This is a genomic window from Roseisalinus antarcticus, from assembly GCF_900172355.1.
Classification (GTDB): domain Bacteria; phylum Pseudomonadota; class Alphaproteobacteria; order Rhodobacterales; family Rhodobacteraceae; genus Oceanicola; species Oceanicola antarcticus_A.
The window spans coordinates 178,497-194,718 of sequence record NZ_FWFZ01000008.1 but is presented as its reverse complement, the minus strand read 5'-3'; the positions used below and the strand labels follow the sequence as shown (position 1 = coordinate 194,718).

Genomic DNA, 16,222 nt, shown 5'->3' with positions numbered 1-16,222 from the left:
AGACCAACGACGAGTGGACCGTGGCGCGGCGCTACATGTCGCTTGAAACCCTCGCCCGCGTCACAGACAATCCCACCGTCAGGCTGCCCGCCGTGGCCACCTGATCAAGCTCGAACCTCTCCGAGGGGCGGCGCTCCTACACCACCAACGGGGACACTATCTCATATCCCCGGTCCCAGATATCCGGCCTTTCGTATCAAACGCACAGCGTTGTTGCACCCCTCCAAGCCTTGAGGATCCGCTTCGCGACTCCATGCGGTTACAGGGGTGCATCAGCAAGCCGCCTCCCGCCCGCTACCGCACCGCCAACGGGTCGAGCTACAATGCAGCGCAGCGGAAACGAGGATCGATGCTGATCCGGGTCGACAAGGAGATGGCGTGGTTCGCCCCGCGTGAGGGCCGGCCCGGACGCCCGGCGGCGTTGTCCGATGCGGCCCTCCAGTTCTGCCTGTCCACTGCCCGGCAGGGCATCGCGCAGCGATGTCCCGAGAGGGGATCAGGATCCGGTTCAAGCGTCCGCTTCGCCAGACCGCCGGCATGGTGGCAAGCCTGCTGAGGCTGGCGGGGCTGGACTGGCCGGTGCCCGACTTTTCCGCCCTGTGCCGCGGGCAGAAGACCCTGGCCGTGCAGGTCCCGTATCGCCGCGCCGACGGGCCACTGAACCTGCTGGTCGACAGTCCCGGGATCAAGTTCCTCGGCGATGGCGCGTGGCAGGCCCGCAAGCACGGGGTGCAGGGTCGGCGCCAATGGCGCAAGGCGCATCTGGCCATGGATCCGGCCACATCCGACATCCGTGCCGTGGAATTCACCCCCAGCCGCGATGGCGACAGCCCCGTGCTGCCGGACCTGCTCGGCCAGATCCCGGAGAGCGAGCGGATCGGCACGGTGACGGCGGATGGCGCCGACGACACGCGACGGTGCCACGCCGCCATCATCGCCCGTGGCGCGACCCCGATCATTCCGATCCGCAAGAACGGGGGGCTATGGAAAGGATGACTGCCCGGCGGCACGCGACCGCAACGAAACCCTGTGCGCCACCCCACATTACGCAACGGCGTTCTGGAAACGCCGGATCGAATACCACGCCCGCAGCCGGATCGAGGCGAAAATGCGCTGCCTGAAATCCTTCGGTGAGCGCATCACCGCACGGGAGCCCGACCGCCAGACCGCCGAAACCCACATCCGCATCGCACTCATGAACCGCTTCAAAGCCCTCGGTGCCGCCGAGATCATCCGCATCGCATGACGTCAATGGGGCAAGGGGCAGTCCCGCTTCAGGCCTGAATTGCCCAACAACGCCCGTTTGATACACAAGGCCGCAAATATCCCGGGGGGGGAATGGGCCGTTTCGGCCAAGAGGGGGCAGCGCGCCCTGCCCGGTCCGATTTTCAGGTGATCGCGTCGACCAGGGCCGCGAAATCGTCCCCGCGCTTCTCGAAGCTGTCATACTGGTCGAAGCTGGCCGCCGCGGGCGCAAGAAGTACCACCTCGCCGGGCCGGGCCTCCTCGGCCGCTCTCTGGACCGCGCGGGCCATCGTCGTGCAGACCTCGGCCTCGACGCCGCGCAGCTCGGTGGCAAAGGCCTCGGCCTCGCGCCCGATGACATAGGCCTTGACCACGGCCCCCGCGGCCGGCAGCAGACCGCCCAGACCGCCCTCCTTGGCAAGCCCGCCGCAGATCCAGCGGATGCGGTCGAAGGCCTGCAGCGCCTTGAGCGCGGAATCCACGTTCGTCGCCTTGCTGTCGTTGACCCAGCGCACCCCGTCCCGGTCCGCCACCAGCTGCGACCGGTGCGGCAGGCCCGGATAGCTGCGAAAGCCCTCCTCGATCACCCGCGGCGCAAGGCCCATGGTGCGGGCCACGGCATAGGCGGCACAGGCGTTCTGGTGATTGTGCGCCCCCGGCAGGCCGGGAATGTCGCGCAGGTCGATGCTGCCGGTCTGGCGGCCCTTGCGGTATTCCGACAGGAACCCCTTGCGGGCGAAAACGCTCCACCCGCCGGTCAGCTTGCGCCCGGACGAGACCCGGATCAGACGATCGTCCCCCAGCCCCTCGACCATCTGGTTGGCAAGATAGCGCCCCTCCGGTTCATCCACGCCGATCACGCAGCGATCGGGGCCCCCTTCGGCAAAGAGCCGCCGCTTGGCCGCGAAATACCCTCCCAGCCCGCCGTGGCGGTCCAGGTGGTCCGGTGTGAGGTTGGTGAACACCCCCACATCCGGCGTCAGCGACCGGGCCAGATCGGTCTGGTAGGACGACAGCTCCAGCACCACGACGCCACCGCTTCCGGGTGGCTCGATATCCAGCACGCCGCGGCCGATGTTGCCGGCAAGCTGGCTCTCGCGGCCGGCCTCGGTCAGGACATGGTGCAGCAGCGCCGCGGTGGTGGATTTGCCGTTGGAGCCGGTGACGGCGACCACCTTGGGCGCGACGGCCAGATCCGCCCAGTCCGCCTGGGCAATCGACCGGAAGAAAAGCCCGATATCGTTGTCCACCGGCACCCCGGCCTCCCACGCCGCGGCGATGGCGGGATGGGGCTGCGGGTAGAGATGGGGGATCCCCGGCGAGACGATCAACGCGTCGATCCCCGCGAAGGCGCCCTCTCGCGAGAGGTCGCGCAGCGGGATCCCCTCGGCCTCGGCGGCGGCGCGGCCTGCGGGGCCGTCGTCCCAGGCCACGACGGATGCCCCGCCCACGGCCAGTGCACGGGCGGCGGTCCGGCCCGACCGGCCCAGGCCCAGGATGGCCAGGGTGCGTCCTTCGTAGCCTTGGACGGGAATCATGCTTGGGTCCTCTTTCCAGCGATATTTCTGCGCTGCCGTCCGACGGCAGGCAGCGGTTGCGGCGACGGGCCGATCGGGCCGCCGCCGTGGCCAGGGCCCGCGGCCCCGAAACTGCGACTAGCGCACCTTGAGGGTCGCAAGGCCGATCATCGCCAGGATCAGGGAAATGATCCAGAAGCGTATGACGATCTGCGGCTCGGCCCAGCCCTTCTTTTCATAGTGATGGTGGATCGGCGCCATCAGGAACACCCGCTTGCCGGTGCGCTTGAAATAGATCACCTGAATGATGACCGACAGCGCCTCGACCACGAACAACCCGCCGACGATGGCCAGCACGATCTCGTGCTTGGTGGCTACCGCGATGGCACCCAGCGCCCCGCCCAGGGCCAATGATCCGGTGTCGCCCATGAAGACCGCCGCGGGCGGCGCGTTGTACCACAGAAACCCCAGCCCGCCGCCGATCAGCCCCATGCAGAAGATCACGATCTCGCCGGTGTCGGGCACGTAGTGGACGTCGAGATATTCGGTGAAATCGGTGCGGCCGACGGCATAGGCGATCACGCCGAAGGTGCCCGCGGCGATCATCACCGGCATGATCGCCAGCCCGTCCAGCCCGTCCGTCAGGTTGACCGCATTGGCCGCGCCGACGATCACGATCATCGAGAACGGCACGAAGAGGATCCCGAGGTTCAGCAGGAAATCCTTGAAGATCGGAAAGGCGAGCTGGTTGGTCAGCTCCCCCGGGTGATACTGCGCGGCCCAGAACCCGGCGATGCCCGCGATCACGAACCCCAGCAGCAGCCGCACCCGGCCCGACACCCCGGCGGTGTTCTGTTTCTTGACCTTGGCATAATCGTCGGCAAACCCGAGGATGGCGAAGGCCAGCGTGACGAAAAGCACCATCAGCACATAAGGGTTGTCCAGCCGCGCCCAGAGCAGGGTCGAGGTCGTGAGCGCCCCCACGATCAGCAATCCGCCCATGGTCGGCGTGCCGGCCTTGGCGAAATGCCCCTCGGGGCCGTCGGTGCGGATCGGCTGACCCTTGCCCTGCCGCTTGCGCAACACGTTGATCAGCGGCACGCCGAAGATGAAGCCGAAGACCAGCGCGGTCAGGAAGGCGCCACCGGCCCGAAACGTGATGTAACGGAAAAGGTTGAAGAAATCTCCGCCATCGGACAGGGCGGTCAGCCAGTAGAGCATGAGGTCAGGACTCCTGGTCGGACATATCCCTGCGATGCCCCAGTTTCCGGATGGCGTCAACGAGCAGCGACACCTTGCTGCCTTTCGACCCCTTGACGAGCACGACATCGCCGGGATCGACGAGTCGCGCTGCCTCGTGGACGAGGGCGTCGGCGGTCTCGACCCATCGGCCGCGCCGCGCTTCGGGCAGGGCCCGGTGAAGGTGTTGCATCCGCGGGCCGACGCAATGGACCACCTGCACGGCGGCCATGGCGGGATCGCGGGCGAGGGCCGCGTGCAGCTGGGCCTCGGCCGCGCCCAGCTCCAGCATGTCGCCCAGGATGGCGATGCGGCGGCCCTTGCCGATATGGCCCACGTCGTCACGCGGGTGCGAGCCGGCCAGCACCGACAGCGCGGCGGCCATGGACGCGGGGTTCGCGTTGAACGCGTCGTCGATCAGGTCGATGGTCCCGGCGGCTACGCCGTCGTCCAGCATCAGCCGCTCCAGCGTGCCGCGCCCAGAAGGCGGCGCCCAGTCCGCCAGCGCGATCAGCGACCGGGCCGGATCCGCGCCCAGGGCGCGGCTGGCGGCCAGCACGGCCAGCGCGTTCAGCGCGAAATGCCGGCCCTCGGTCGCGACCTTGAGGTGCACCGGCGTGCGCCAGAGCCGGGCCGCCCCCACGGTCGCCCCGTGGCGGACGCGCACGGACAGCAGGCGGTGATGGGCCGCAGGCTCGGCGCCGAAGCTGATGATCCGGTCCGTTGCCTTGCGCGCGGCCTCGGCGAGGATCGGCGTCCAGTCGAGATCGGCGTTGTAGATCGCGGTGCCGCCCGGCTCCAGCCCGTCGAAGATCGCGGCCTTCTCGTGGGCGATCCCCTCGATGCTACCGAAGGCCTCCAGGTGGGCGGCGGCGACGGTGGTCACGATCGCCACATGCGGCCGCGCCAGCCGGGCCAGCGGCGCGATCTCGCCGGGATGGCTCATCCCGATCTCGATCACGGCATAGTCGGTGTCCACGGGCATTCGCGCCAGCGTCAGCGGCACGCCCCAGTGATTGTTGTAGGACGCCTCGGCGGCGTGGACCTTGCCCTGCCACCCGAGCGCGGCGCGCAGCATCTCCTTGGTGGAGGTCTTGCCGACCGAGCCGGTGATCGCCGCCACCCGCGCCCCCGTGCGCGCCCGCCCGGCGCGGCCCAGATCCTCGAGCGCGGTCTGCACGTCATCCACGATCAACAGCGGGGCTTCCGCCGACAGGCCGTCCGGCACATGGGTCACAAGCGCGGCCGCGGCCCCCTTCTCCAGCGCCTGGGCCACGAACTCGTGGCCGTCCCGCGCCGCCCTGAGCGCCACGAAAAGATCGCCCGGCGCGATGGTGCGCGTGTCGATGGAGACGCCCTCGGCCTGCCAGTCCGTCGTCGCCCGTCCGCCGGTCGCCGAAGCCGCCTCGGCGGCGGTCCAGAGCGCCATCAGATGTGCCCGTCGAGCGCCGCCACCGCGACACTGGCCTGTTCCACGTCGTCGAACGGCAGGACGGCGTCGCCGACGATCTGCCCGGTCTCGTGGCCCTTGCCGCAGATCAGCAGCGCGTCGCCCGCCTCCAGAAGGTCCGCGCCGCGCAGGATCGCCTCGGCCCGGTCGCCGACCTCCATCGCGCCGGGTGCGCCCGCCATCACCGCGGCGCGGATCGCGACCGGGTCCTCGGTGCGCGGGTTGTCGTCGGTCACGATCACCCGGTCGGCATGGGCGGTCGCCGCTTCTCCCATCAGCGGGCGCTTGGCCCGGTCACGGTCACCCCCCGCGCCGACGATGGCGATGATCCGGCCCAGCACGTGGGGCCGCAGCGCCTGCACCGCGGTCGCCACCGCGTCGGGCGTATGGGCGAAATCCACGAACACCGTGGCGCCATTGTCGCGGGTCGCGGCAAGCTGCATCCGGCCCCGCACGGTGGTCAGATACGGCAGGGCCTCGAACACCTCATGCGGGTCCGCCCCTGCGCCGATGCAAAGCCCGGCCGCGATCAGCACATTCTCGGCCTGGAAGCCACCGATCAGGTTGAGCCGGACCAGCTTGGAGCGGCCCTGCCATTCGAACCGAAGCTCCTGCCCCGCCGCATCGAACCGTTGCCCCAGCAGCCGCAGCCGCGCGTTGGCCGCGCGACCGACGCCGATCACCTCCTGCCCGCGCTCGTCCGCGATCTGAGCGACCAGCCCGCCCTTGGGATCGTCGAGGTTGATGACCGCCACGCCGTCGTCGGCCAAAACCCGGGTGAACAGGCCCATCTTGGCGTCGAAATAGGCCTCGAACGTCTTGTGGTAGTCCAGGTGATCCTGGCTGAAATTGGTGAACCCCGCCGCCGCCAGCACCATCCCGTCGAGCCGGCGCTGATCCAGACCATGCGACGACGCCTCCATCGCCACATGGGTCACGCCCTGCCGCGCGGCCTCGGCCAGCACCCGGTGCAGGGTGATGGGATCGGGCGTTGTGTGGCGCAGGGGATGGGCCCAGACGCCCTCGACCCCGGTGGTGCCGAGGTTGACGGCCTCCTCGCCCAGCTCGACCCAGATCTGCCGGCAGAAGGTCGACACGGACGTCTTGCCGTTGGTCCCGGTCACCGCGACCACGTTGGTCGGATGCCGTCCGAACCAAAGCGCCGAGGTGAGCGCGAGCGTCTGCCGCGGATCCTCGGCCAGCACCAGCGCGGCGTCGCTCTCGGCCAGGTCGAGCGCCGCGATCCGGGCGCCCTCGGCATCGGTGAGGATCGCCCCGGCCTGCTGCGCCAGCGCCGTGGCGATGAATTCGGCCCCGTGGTGCTGGGTACCCGGCAGCGCGGCGAACAGATAGCCCGGCATCACCTCGCGACTGTCCGTCGTGATACCGGTGATGATCGCCTCGCGCCCGCCCTGGGCGCTCAGCCCCAGGGTCGAGAGTGTCTTTGTCTGTTCGTCCGGCCGTGCGCTGGTCATGGAACCCTCACCTTGTTGCGGTGAGTGTTACACTTGTCGGGACAACAGATTCAACGTCCGGTCGCAGCCCAAGCAGCGGCGCGGCCCGGCGGATCACCTCGGCGGCCACCGGCACGGCGGTCCAGCCGGCGGTGCGGCGGGGCTCGCTGCCCGAGGTCTCGACCGGTTCGTCGAGCGTGACGATCAGCACGTAGCGCGGGTCGTCCGCCGGAAAGACCGAGGCGAAGGTGGCGATCACCCGGTCGTCGTAATAGCCGCCCTGCGGCCTGGGCTTGTCGGCGGTCCCGGTCTTGCCGCCGACCTCGTAGCCCGGCACCTCGCCGAAGCTGGCCGTGCCGCGCACGACGACCTGGCGCAGCATGCTGCGTGCCGCCGCCGAGACACGTTCGGACACGACGCGTGGGCCCGGCACGATCGGCCCCGTCCGCCGCAGCAGCGTCGGCGAGACCCTTGTGCCGCCATTGAGCAGGCTGGCATAGCCCTGCGCCAGGTGCAGCGGGGAGGCCGAAAGCCCGTGGCCGTATGAGATTGTCATCGTCGAGATCTCGGACCAGTTCGCCGGCAGCAGCGGCGCCCCGGTCGGCGCCTCGACCATCTCGACGGTCGTCGGCTCCAGAAAGCCCAGCTCGCCCAGAAACGCGCGCTGCCGGGTCGCGCCGATCTGCATGGCGATACGCGCGATGCCCACGTTGGAGGACCGCACGATGACGTCGGTCGCCGAAAGCTCGGGTCCGTAATTGTGGAAGTCATTGATGCGGAAACGTCCCCAGGTCAGCGGCCCCTGGGTGTCGACCATCGTGTCGGGGCCCAGCAGGCCCAGCTCCAGCGCCTGGCTGATGGCGAAGATCTTGAACACCGACCCAAGCTCGTAGACCCCCTGAAGGGCGCGGTTGAAGACCGGGCTGTCGTCGCGGTCGCCCTCAACGGCCACGGGTCGGTTGTTGGGATCGAAATCGGGCAGGCTCACCATGGAGAGGATCTCTCCGCTGTGGACATCCATCAACACCGCCGCCGCGCCCTTGGCGTTCATCAGCATCATGCCGCCCTGCAGCACCCGCTCGATCGCCGCCTGCACGCTCAGGTCGATGGACAGCTGCAACGGGGCGCCCTCGTTCGCCGGATCGCTGAGATAGGCGTCGAAATACCGCTCGACCCCGGCCACGCCCTTGAGTTCGGCCGCGTTCACCCCTTCGTCGCCATAGGTGGCCCCGCCCAGCAGATGCGCACCGACGGACCCGTTGGGGTAGAGCCGCATCTCGCGCGGGCCGAACAGCAGTCCGGGCTGGCCCAGCTCGTGGACGGCCTGCATCTGCTCGGGGCTGATCTGGCGCCGCAGCCAGTGGAAATTCCGCGCCCCGGTGAATTTCTCGAGCAGGTCCTCCTCGTCCATGTCGGGAAAGATCTCGACCAGCCCCCTGGCCGCGGCCTCGGGGTCGATCATGTCACGGGTCTGGACATAGAGCGCATGGGTGTCGAGGTTCGTCGCCAGCACCCGGCCATTGCGGTCGACGATCTCGGCGCGGGTGCCGATGATCGGATTGCCGCCGGCGCTGACCTCGGGTTCCGACGTTTCGGACGCTGCCATCACCCCCATGCGCCCACCGATGGTGGCGAAGGCGATGAAGAAGCAGGCGCCCAGCACCACCAGGCGCCCCTCGGCGCGGGCGCGGGCCCGGTCGCGCATCTCTTCATGGCGCAGACGCAGGTTCTCGGCCTCGATGGCGTCGGGATTTCCACCCTCGGCACGGGCTTTCAGGATACGGGCGAGCGGGCGAAGGGGACGGCGGATCATGGGAATTCGGCTCCTTGCTGGCTGGAGACTTCGATCGGATCGGTGATCGGCGACAGGGCGGGGATCGGATAATTGATCCGGTCGACGCGGCCGAAGGCCTCCGGCATCAGCGGCAGCAGGCCCAGCCGGTCGAAGTTCAGTTCGGTCAGGTCGCGCAGGCGGTCGGGACGGTTGAGATAGGCCCATTCGGCGCGCAGGATGCCCAGCCGCTCATGCGCAAGGCCGATGTCGCGATGCAGCTGGCGCACCTCGGCGATGGCGGCCTGGGTCTGGTAATTCTGCCGGTAGGCCCAGAAGGCTAGGCCGATCACGGTGAGAGCGGACAAGATATAGAACATTGATCTCATGTGATTATTCCCTTGACGACTGGCATTCCGAGGCTCTTGGGGTCGATCGGTTTCGCGGGCGCATCGGTGCGCCGCGCGACCCGCAGCTTGGCAGAGCGGGCGCGCGGGTTGGCGGCCACTTCGTCGGGCGTGGCGCCGATGGCCTTGCGGAAGACCAACTCGAAAGCCGGCGTCTCGCGGGTGAGCTCGGGGGCGTGGCGGCTGCCGCCCCCGGTCTGGCCGGCGCGGGCCTGCATGAAGCGTTTGACCATCCGGTCCTCGACCGAATGGAACGTGACCACGGCCAGCTGGCCGCCGGGGGCCAGCGCACGTTCGGCGGCCATCAGCCCCTCGGCCAGTTCTCCGTATTCGTTGTTCACCGCGATGCGCAGCGCCTGAAAGCTGCGGGTCGCCGGATGGCTCTGCCCGGGCTTCGGGCGCGGCAGGCATTTTCCGACGATCTCGGACAGTTGTCTGGTTGTGGACAGCGGTCTGTCACGGACGATGGCCCTGGCGATCCGCCGCGAGGCGCGCTCCTCGCCGTAGTTGAAGAGGATGTCCGCAATCAGACCCTCGTCCAGTTCGTTGACCAGATCGGCGGCTGACGGGCCGTCCTGGCTCATCCGCATGTCCAGCGGCCCGTCCGACATGAAGGAAAACCCCCGCTCGGCCCGGTCGAGCTGCATCGAGCTGACGCCGAGATCGAGCACCACGCCATCGAGCTCGGACGCATGCTCATCAAGACGGGAAAACCGTGCCTGGACAAGGGACAAACGCGGCTCGGACCCGGCCCAGCCGGCCGCCAACTCCAGCGCCAGCGGGTCGCGGTCCACGCCGATGACATGGGCCGCCCCCGCATCAAGCAGGCGTCGGGAATAGCCTCCCGCACCGAACGTCCCGTCCAGCCAAGTGCCCCGGATCGGGGCGCAGGTCTCCAGGATGGCATCGATCAGGACGGGAATATGCGGGGAAGAGCTGTCCATCTGTTACCGCTTGTCCAACAGATCCATGATGTCGTCATCCTCGTCGAACATCGACAGGCGGACCTCGATCTTCTTGCGCCGCGTGGCCTCGTAGACCTCCTTGATCCAGATCTCGAAGAACAGGCCGGCGCCCTTGAAATAGAGCTCGCCTTCTTCGATGCCGAGCTTGTCGCGCTGCGCCTTCGGCAGCAAGGTGCGCCCGTCCTTGTCAACTTCCAGGTCGCGCGACTGGCCGATGAACACGTCGCGCAGCAGTTTGCGATCGTCGGTGTCCGTCAGGTTCTCGATCCGCTCGACTTCTCTGAAGAAGGCCTCATAGGTGTAGATTCGGAGCTGGTTTCGCAGATGCTGGCCGTAGTTGAGGTAGAAGCGGAAGGGGCCATCGGGGCCACGCTCGGGATCTCCGTCCTGAATCACCTGGCGGAAGGTCTGCGGGATAGAAACCCGCCCCTTCTTGTCTACCTTGTGGTAGTGTTCGCCTACGAAAAAGTTGCCCAAGCGGCCGGAGTCCCTTTGATGCCCCCCCGCCTTGTCCGCCCCTGAAAATCGAAAACGGCGGACCGAGAGGCTGCCAACTCTCGATCCGCCGTCCACGTCCCTCTCGGGATGTCCGACTGCGCGCGCCACCTGGGGGGATGTCTGCTCGCCCGTGCGCCGGATCTCTTTTTTCGAAACGTAGCCTGTAGAAACCTGCCTCTGGTTTTCTTTTCGCCGTCTGGGTCTTGGTGCCCGTCTTGTCTGCTCGTTCCGTGGAACCCTTTTGCCAAATAGGGCCTGGGATAGGAAGGGAATTCACGCCACTGCATGGAACTTTATTGGAGCCGTCTTGCTGCGCGGCACCCGATTCTCGCCGCAGAAGGGCAAATTCGGCATATATTTGCCGATAGATCGCCTTTATGCCACAAGATCTGGGTTCATGGCAGCCCCAGACTCAAGATCGAGTGGGCTGTCTTTTGTGGCGCATGGATCACAACCAAGAGAGTTCTTCGTGTTATCCACCACTTTTCCACAAGTTTCTTGGCAAACCAATCTGTCCCGCCGGCCCGGGCTCGGCAGAATTGGGGCTCGGTGCACCGAATTCCCAGATCCGGCCGACCGATACTGCGTCAGGTGCAGTGAATTCCCGGATCAGCCCGCTTCGAGCCATTTGTAGAGCACGAACGCGTCCACCAGCCCCGCCGCGGGATGGCGGAACGCGCGCGGCAGCCGGCCGACGGTCTCGAATCCGAGGTCATGCCAGAGGTGAAGGGCGCCGGTGTTGGTCGCGACGACAAAATTGAACTGCATCGCGGCAAAGCCGAGGGCGCGGGCCCGGTCCTGGGCGTGCAGGCACATGGCGCGGGCGACGCCCCTGCCCCGCGCCTGCGGATCGGTGACGAAGCCGCAGTTGCAGACATGGGCGCCGCCGCCCTGCTGGTTCGCACGTAAATAATAAGTGCCGAGGACGGCGCCGTCCTCGGCCAGCCAGGTCTCGGCAGGGGTCTCCAGCCAATAGTGCCGGGCGGCGTCCTCGGAGATGTCCGGCGCCACGGCATAGGTGTCGCCGCCGCGAAAGGTCTCGCGCAGCATAGGCCAGAGCGCCGGCCAGTCCGCCGCCGCGGCCCGCCGCAGTGTCACCCCATGCCCCCGTCGATGAACCGCCGCGCCAGGCGGCGGTAGCCCTCGGCCATCGGCCCCTCGCCCGCGGCGATCGGCACGCCGTCGTCACCGCCCTCCCGGGTCGCGAGGTCGATCGGCAGCGAGGCGAGGAAGGGCAGGCCCAGCCGCTCCGCCTCGGCGGCGACACCGCCATGGCCGAACAGATGCGCCTCGTGCCCGCAATTGGGACATATATAGAGAGACATGTTCTCGATCAGACCGAGGATCGGCGTCTTCAGCGTCTGGAACATGCCCAGCGCCTTGCGCGCGTCGATCAGGGCCACGTCCTGCGGCGTCGAGACGATGATCGCGCCCGAGAGGTTGAACCGCTGGCAAAGCGTCAGCTGCACATCGCCGGTTCCGGGCGGCAGATCCACGATCAGCGTGTCGAGCTGGCCCCAGTTGGTCTGGCCCAGCATCTGTTGAAGCGCGCCCATCAGCATCGGCCCGCGCCAGATCACCGGCTTGCCCTCGTCCATCATCAGACCGATAGACATGAAGGTGACGCCATGGGCGTGCAACGGCTCGATCCGCTCGCCGTCGGGGGATTTGGGCCGGTCGGACAGGCCCATCATGCGCGGGATGGACGGACCGTATATATCCGCGTCCAGCAGGCCGACCCGCCGCCCCTCGCGCGCCATGGCCACGGCGAGGTTGGCCGACACGGTGGACTTGCCCACGCCCCCCTTGCCGGAGCCCACGGCGATGATGCGGTCCACCCCCACCACGGGCGCCGGGCCCGCCTGCGGCTTGGGGTGCCCGCCGATCTTGAGCTGCGGCGGCGCCTTTTGCGGGGCCGGGCCGTGGGCGGTCAGCACCGCCGAGACGGACTCGACCCAATCCAACGCGGCCACGGCGGCCTCGGCCGCAGCGCGCTGGGGCTCCAGTTTCCGGGCAAGATCCGAATCGGGCGCCTCGATGACGAAACGGACGAGGCCCCCCTCGACGGTCACGGCGCGGACCAAGTCGCGGCTGACCAGATCCCCTCCGTCCGGAAGGGTGATCCGGGACAGTTCATTCAAGACGGCGTTTTTCGACATGTGATCCCCATTATTCAACTCTCCTGCCAAAAGACTGTGCAGGTGTCCCGTTTCCTACGCAGGTCGAGAACGGATGCAGGTGCAGCATCGCGGCTCCAGATGCGTAACTATCTATAACTGTTCATTATTTCATATGCACTCCCTGCATGGCAGCTTTGTCAATTCGGGGCATTGTGCAATCGCAGCAAACGCCTATCTTCATTTTCAACAGCGCTAACAGGCGCTAACCGAAACACCAAAGCAGAGAAGTTGGATCAACAATGACCAGCACGACGAACATCACCAACGTCCTTTCCGGCTCGCTTCGGGACCGCATGGCGGCCGTCTCCCAGTCCCTGCGTACGCGCTACGAGAATTACAAGGTCTACCGCGAGACGATGTCCGAGCTGCGCCAGCTGACGGAACGCGACCTTGCCGACCTCGGCCTGCATGAAAGCCAGGTTCGGGACGTCGCGCTGGAAGCCGCCTACGGCAACAACCGGAAAGGTTTCAAGTAACAATCGGTTTGGATTTCCCTCTCCTCCTCCCTGGGAAATCCGATCGCGGTTCGCTCCTCCTCCTCCCTGAGCGGACCGCACCCTGAAGAAACGGCGGCACCTCTTCCTCCTCCCTGAGGTGTCGCCGTCCTTCTCGGACAAGAGTTTCGTCAGATGTTCCTCCTCCTCCCTGAGCATCTGACGACGTGGCGGCGATGCCCTCCTCCTCCCTGGCATCGCCGCCCACAGAACAAGTTTCGGCGGGCTCTCCTCCTCCTCCCTGAGGGTCCGGCGAATTCAGCGGCGGCGCCTCTCCTCCTCCCTGGCGTCGCCGCTTTTTTTTGCCTGCGCGCCGGTCGGAGATGTGGCTAGTCTGGCCGCGACGATCTCGACAGGAGGGACGACATGCGGATCATCGTGATGGGCGTCGGCGCCGTGGGCGGCACAATCGCGGCGTGCCTCGCCCTGGCCGGGCGCGACGTGGTGGGCGTGGCGCGCGGGGCGCAGCTTGCGACGATCCGCGCCAAGGGCTTGCGGCTGCACAGCCCCGAGATCGACGCCGTCGCCCGCTTCGACTGCGTGAGCGACCCGGCCGATATCGCCCTGCGGTCCGACGATTCCATCCTGCTGTCGGTCAAGACCCAACACACGCCGGCCGCGCTGGAACAGCTGCGCGCGGCGGGCGTGACGGATCAGCCGATCTTCTGCGCCCAGAACGGTGTCGAGAACGAGCGGCTGGCCGCCCGCATCTTTCCCAACGTGCACGGCATGGCCGTCATGCTGCCCGCCGATTTCGTCTCGGCCGGCGAGGTGCAGGCCTACGGCACGCCGAATTGCGGCTTCTTCGACATCGGGCGTTTCCCATCGGGAAGCGATACCGGCGACGCCGCGCTGGCGGAGGCGCTGAACGGCACCGGGCTGCGGGCCTTCGTCACCGACGACGTGATGGCACGGAAATACGGAAAGCTCCTGCTGAACCTTGGCAACGGGGTGGAAGCGGCGATCGGCCGCGGCGCCGACCCTGCGCCCTTCACCGAGGTTCTGAAGGCAGAGGCCGTCGCCGTCTTCAAGGCTGCCGGCATCCCCTGGCGAGACATGGGCCGGTCGGACCCGCGCCGCACCGACATCATGCGGATCGGCGAGATCGCCGGCGTCACGCGCGTCGGCTCCTCCTCGACCCAGAGCCTGGAGCGGGCCGCAGGCTCGATCGAGACCGATTACATGAACGGAGAGATCGCGCTGCTCGGGCGCTTGCACGGGGTGCCGACACCGGCAAACGCCGCGCTGGCGCGGATCGCGGCCGATCTCGCCCAGGCCCGCCGCCCGCCGGGCAGCATGTCGTCGCAGGAGTTCGCCAGCGCACTGGGGCTTTAGCGCGGCGCCAGCGAGGTCTTGGCTTTAGCGCGGCGCCAGCGAGGTCTTGGCTTTAGCGCGGCGCCAGCGGGGTCGGGGCGTCAGCGTGGCGCCAGCGGGGTCGGGGCGTCAGCGTGGCGCCAATGGTGCCGACAGCCAGCTGCGCAAGGCCGTCGTCACCGCCTCCGGCGCCTCCAGGGTCGGGAACCGGCCGGACGTCTCGATCACATTGAAAACCGCGCCCCGGATCAGCTCGGCCATGACATCCTGGCGTTTCGGCAGGCAGATCCGGTCGTGGCGCCCGACCATGACCAGCGCCGGGACCTTGATCGCCCGCAACGTCGCCTGGTGATCCGGCCGCCGCTGAAGCGCCCGGCTCTGGCCGCGGAAGGCCGTCGGGCCAAGGTCCCGGGCCATGTCCATCAGCTCCGCCAGAACCGCCCCGCGCTCGGGCCCGGGCGCGAGACCGCCTGCGCCGATCAGCTCGCGAATGGTTTCGTCGAACCGCCCGGCGGACGCGGCGATGATCTGGGGCTCCCGGTCGGAGGCCTCCGACGGTGGCTCGGCCCGGAAGGACGTCCCGATCAGGGCGATCCGGCTCACCCGGTCCTCGGCACGGCGCAGCAACTCCAGCGCCACGGCCCCGCCAAGCCCTTGCCCGACCACAGCGAATTTGGGCGGCGCGACCGACAGCAGGTCGGAAGCAAAGCTCTCGATCCGCTCGCATCTGGCCACGGGCAGGCCCATCACGGGCCGCTCGGCCGAAAGGGCGCGGATCTGGGGCCCGAACAGGCGCAGATCCGTCATGAAGTCCGGCAGGAACAGGACAGGATCGAGCATCAGCGGCGCGGAACTCGCATCATTCGACTTGCGCCTGCATCCGGGCCACGTGGCGCGAGACGATCTCGTCATAGCCGCCGGTGGCCTTCAGCGCCTCCAGCCCGGCATTGACACGGTAGAGGAACGCCGTGCCGCGCCAATGGCTGCGCGGGATCGCGATATGCAGCCCCTCGACCGACAGCGGCCGGCTGAGCGGGACGACCCTGTCGCGCAGGTCACGGTCGGCGATGGTCTTGAGGCCGATCCATTGCTCGACCGTCACCGCATCGACGGCCCCGTCGAGCAGCAGATCGAAACAGGACCCGGTGCTGTCGGCCCGCACGATCTCCACCGGTCCGTCCGACAGCCAGCCGCGGCCAGGCCGCTCGAGGTCTTGGGTCGGATGGCCGACAGGGCGGCAGAGCCTCAGCCCCTCCAGATCCGCATCGCCGTCGAAGGGGAAAATGGCCTCGGCATCGGCGAAGACCATCACCAACGTCTCGACCAGGGGATCGGACAGGTGGACCTCGGCGCAGGCCGCGGCGCCGGGGCGCGTGGCGCAGGCCGGGTCGAGCCAGGGAAAGGTCATGTCGGCGACGGGCCCCTCGTGCGTCGCAACGGGGCCGGCGCCGTCGCCGAAGCGCACCTCATAGGTCACCGGCGCGGGCATCAGCGCCAGCGCGGCTTCGGCGATTTCGGCGACCATCGGCAGCGCGATCCAGTCGACTGCGGCATAGGGGGCGAAATTGGACCCGGGCTGCAGGATCATGTCCGCCCGGCTGTTCTGCCGGAGGGGGGCGACTTGCGTCACCCCCACTCCGTTTGCGCATGGGATGGTCAGCTGGGTTCCGGGGGCCAGTTGGAACAGC

At 68.0% G+C, this 16,222-nt stretch carries 14 protein-coding genes and 1 pseudogene; 3 read left to right on the top strand and 12 right to left on the bottom strand.

Annotated features, from left to right (window positions below; genetic code table 11):
• Positions 1–271: 271 nt before the first annotated feature.
• Positions 272–1,246: pseudogene (locus ROA7023_RS10335) on the top strand (IS5 family transposase).
• 142 nt (positions 1,247–1,388) lie between these two features.
• Here the strand turns inward: ROA7023_RS10335 and murD are convergent.
• From murD to ROA7023_RS10285, 10 genes are all read right to left on the bottom strand, one after another.
• Positions 1,389–2,783, bottom strand: coding sequence for a UDP-N-acetylmuramoyl-L-alanine--D-glutamate ligase (gene murD, locus ROA7023_RS10330; RefSeq protein WP_085878943.1), 1,395 nt, complete (start codon positions 2,781–2,783; stop codon positions 1,389–1,391).
• Between the two features lie 117 nt (positions 2,784–2,900).
• Positions 2,901–3,983 (bottom strand): phospho-N-acetylmuramoyl-pentapeptide-transferase, encoded by a 1,083-nt coding sequence (gene mraY, locus ROA7023_RS10325; protein WP_085878941.1) that lies wholly within the window; start codon positions 3,981–3,983, stop codon positions 2,901–2,903.
• A 4-nt stretch (positions 3,984–3,987) separates the two neighbouring features.
• Positions 3,988–5,430: a UDP-N-acetylmuramoyl-tripeptide--D-alanyl-D-alanine ligase gene (locus ROA7023_RS10320; protein ID WP_085878940.1), complete on the bottom strand. Its 1,443-nt coding sequence runs from the start codon at positions 5,428–5,430 to the stop codon at positions 3,988–3,990.
• Entirely contained in the window at positions 5,430–6,926 is a 1,497-nt protein-coding gene (locus tag ROA7023_RS10315; RefSeq protein WP_085878938.1) for a UDP-N-acetylmuramoyl-L-alanyl-D-glutamate--2,6-diaminopimelate ligase, read from the bottom strand. Before ROA7023_RS10315 ends, ROA7023_RS10320 begins: the two co-directional genes overlap by 1 nt.
• Before the next feature lie 7 nt (positions 6,927–6,933).
• Entirely contained in the window at positions 6,934–8,718 is a 1,785-nt protein-coding gene (locus tag ROA7023_RS10310; RefSeq protein ID WP_085878937.1) for a peptidoglycan D,D-transpeptidase FtsI family protein, read from the bottom strand.
• On the bottom strand, positions 8,715–9,065 hold the full coding sequence (gene ftsL / locus ROA7023_RS10305) for a cell division protein FtsL (protein ID WP_085878936.1): 351 nt from the start codon (positions 9,063–9,065) through the stop codon (positions 8,715–8,717). Before ftsL ends, ROA7023_RS10310 begins: the two co-directional genes overlap by 4 nt.
• Positions 9,062–10,027 (bottom strand): 16S rRNA (cytosine(1402)-N(4))-methyltransferase RsmH, encoded by a 966-nt coding sequence (rsmH, locus tag ROA7023_RS10300; RefSeq protein ID WP_085878934.1) that lies wholly within the window; start codon positions 10,025–10,027, stop codon positions 9,062–9,064. Before rsmH ends, ftsL begins: the two co-directional genes overlap by 4 nt.
• A 3-nt stretch (positions 10,028–10,030) precedes the next feature.
• Positions 10,031–10,525 carry a division/cell wall cluster transcriptional repressor MraZ gene (locus ROA7023_RS24420; protein WP_159458481.1) on the bottom strand — a complete coding sequence of 165 codons (495 nt, stop codon included), beginning with the start codon at positions 10,523–10,525 and terminating at the stop codon, positions 10,031–10,033.
• A 630-nt stretch (positions 10,526–11,155) separates the two neighbouring features.
• A complete protein-coding gene (locus tag ROA7023_RS10290; protein ID WP_234992145.1) occupies positions 11,156–11,644 on the bottom strand; it encodes a GNAT family N-acetyltransferase in 489 nt (162 codons plus the stop codon).
• Positions 11,641–12,705: an Mrp/NBP35 family ATP-binding protein gene (locus ROA7023_RS10285; RefSeq protein ID WP_085878931.1), complete on the bottom strand. Its 1,065-nt coding sequence runs from the start codon at positions 12,703–12,705 to the stop codon at positions 11,641–11,643. Before ROA7023_RS10285 ends, ROA7023_RS10290 begins: the two co-directional genes overlap by 4 nt.
• Before the next feature lie 260 nt (positions 12,706–12,965).
• On the opposite strand from ROA7023_RS10285, the gene ROA7023_RS10280 reads away from it, so the two are divergent.
• Both ROA7023_RS10280 and ROA7023_RS10275 read left to right on the top strand, forming a co-directional pair.
• A complete protein-coding gene (locus tag ROA7023_RS10280) occupies positions 12,966–13,202 on the top strand; it encodes a DUF1127 domain-containing protein (protein WP_234992143.1) in 237 nt (78 codons plus the stop codon).
• Positions 13,203–13,586: 384 nt separating this feature from the next.
• The gene (locus ROA7023_RS10275; protein WP_085878930.1) at positions 13,587–14,555 is read left to right on the top strand and encodes a ketopantoate reductase family protein; all 969 of its coding nucleotides are present in this window, start codon (positions 13,587–13,589) and stop codon (positions 14,553–14,555) included.
• Between the two features lie 108 nt (positions 14,556–14,663).
• Here ROA7023_RS10275 and ROA7023_RS10270 read toward each other — a convergent pair whose 3' ends face one another.
• Both ROA7023_RS10270 and ROA7023_RS10265 read right to left on the bottom strand, forming a co-directional pair.
• Positions 14,664–15,374 carry an alpha/beta fold hydrolase gene (locus ROA7023_RS10270; protein ID WP_085878929.1) on the bottom strand — a complete coding sequence of 237 codons (711 nt, stop codon included), beginning with the start codon at positions 15,372–15,374 and terminating at the stop codon, positions 14,664–14,666.
• Positions 15,375–15,393: 19 nt separating this feature from the next.
• Positions 15,394–16,164, bottom strand: a complete 771-nt coding sequence (locus ROA7023_RS10265) for a substrate-binding periplasmic protein (protein ID WP_234992141.1) — start codon at positions 16,162–16,164, stop codon at positions 15,394–15,396.
• Positions 16,165–16,222 lie beyond the last annotated feature (58 nt).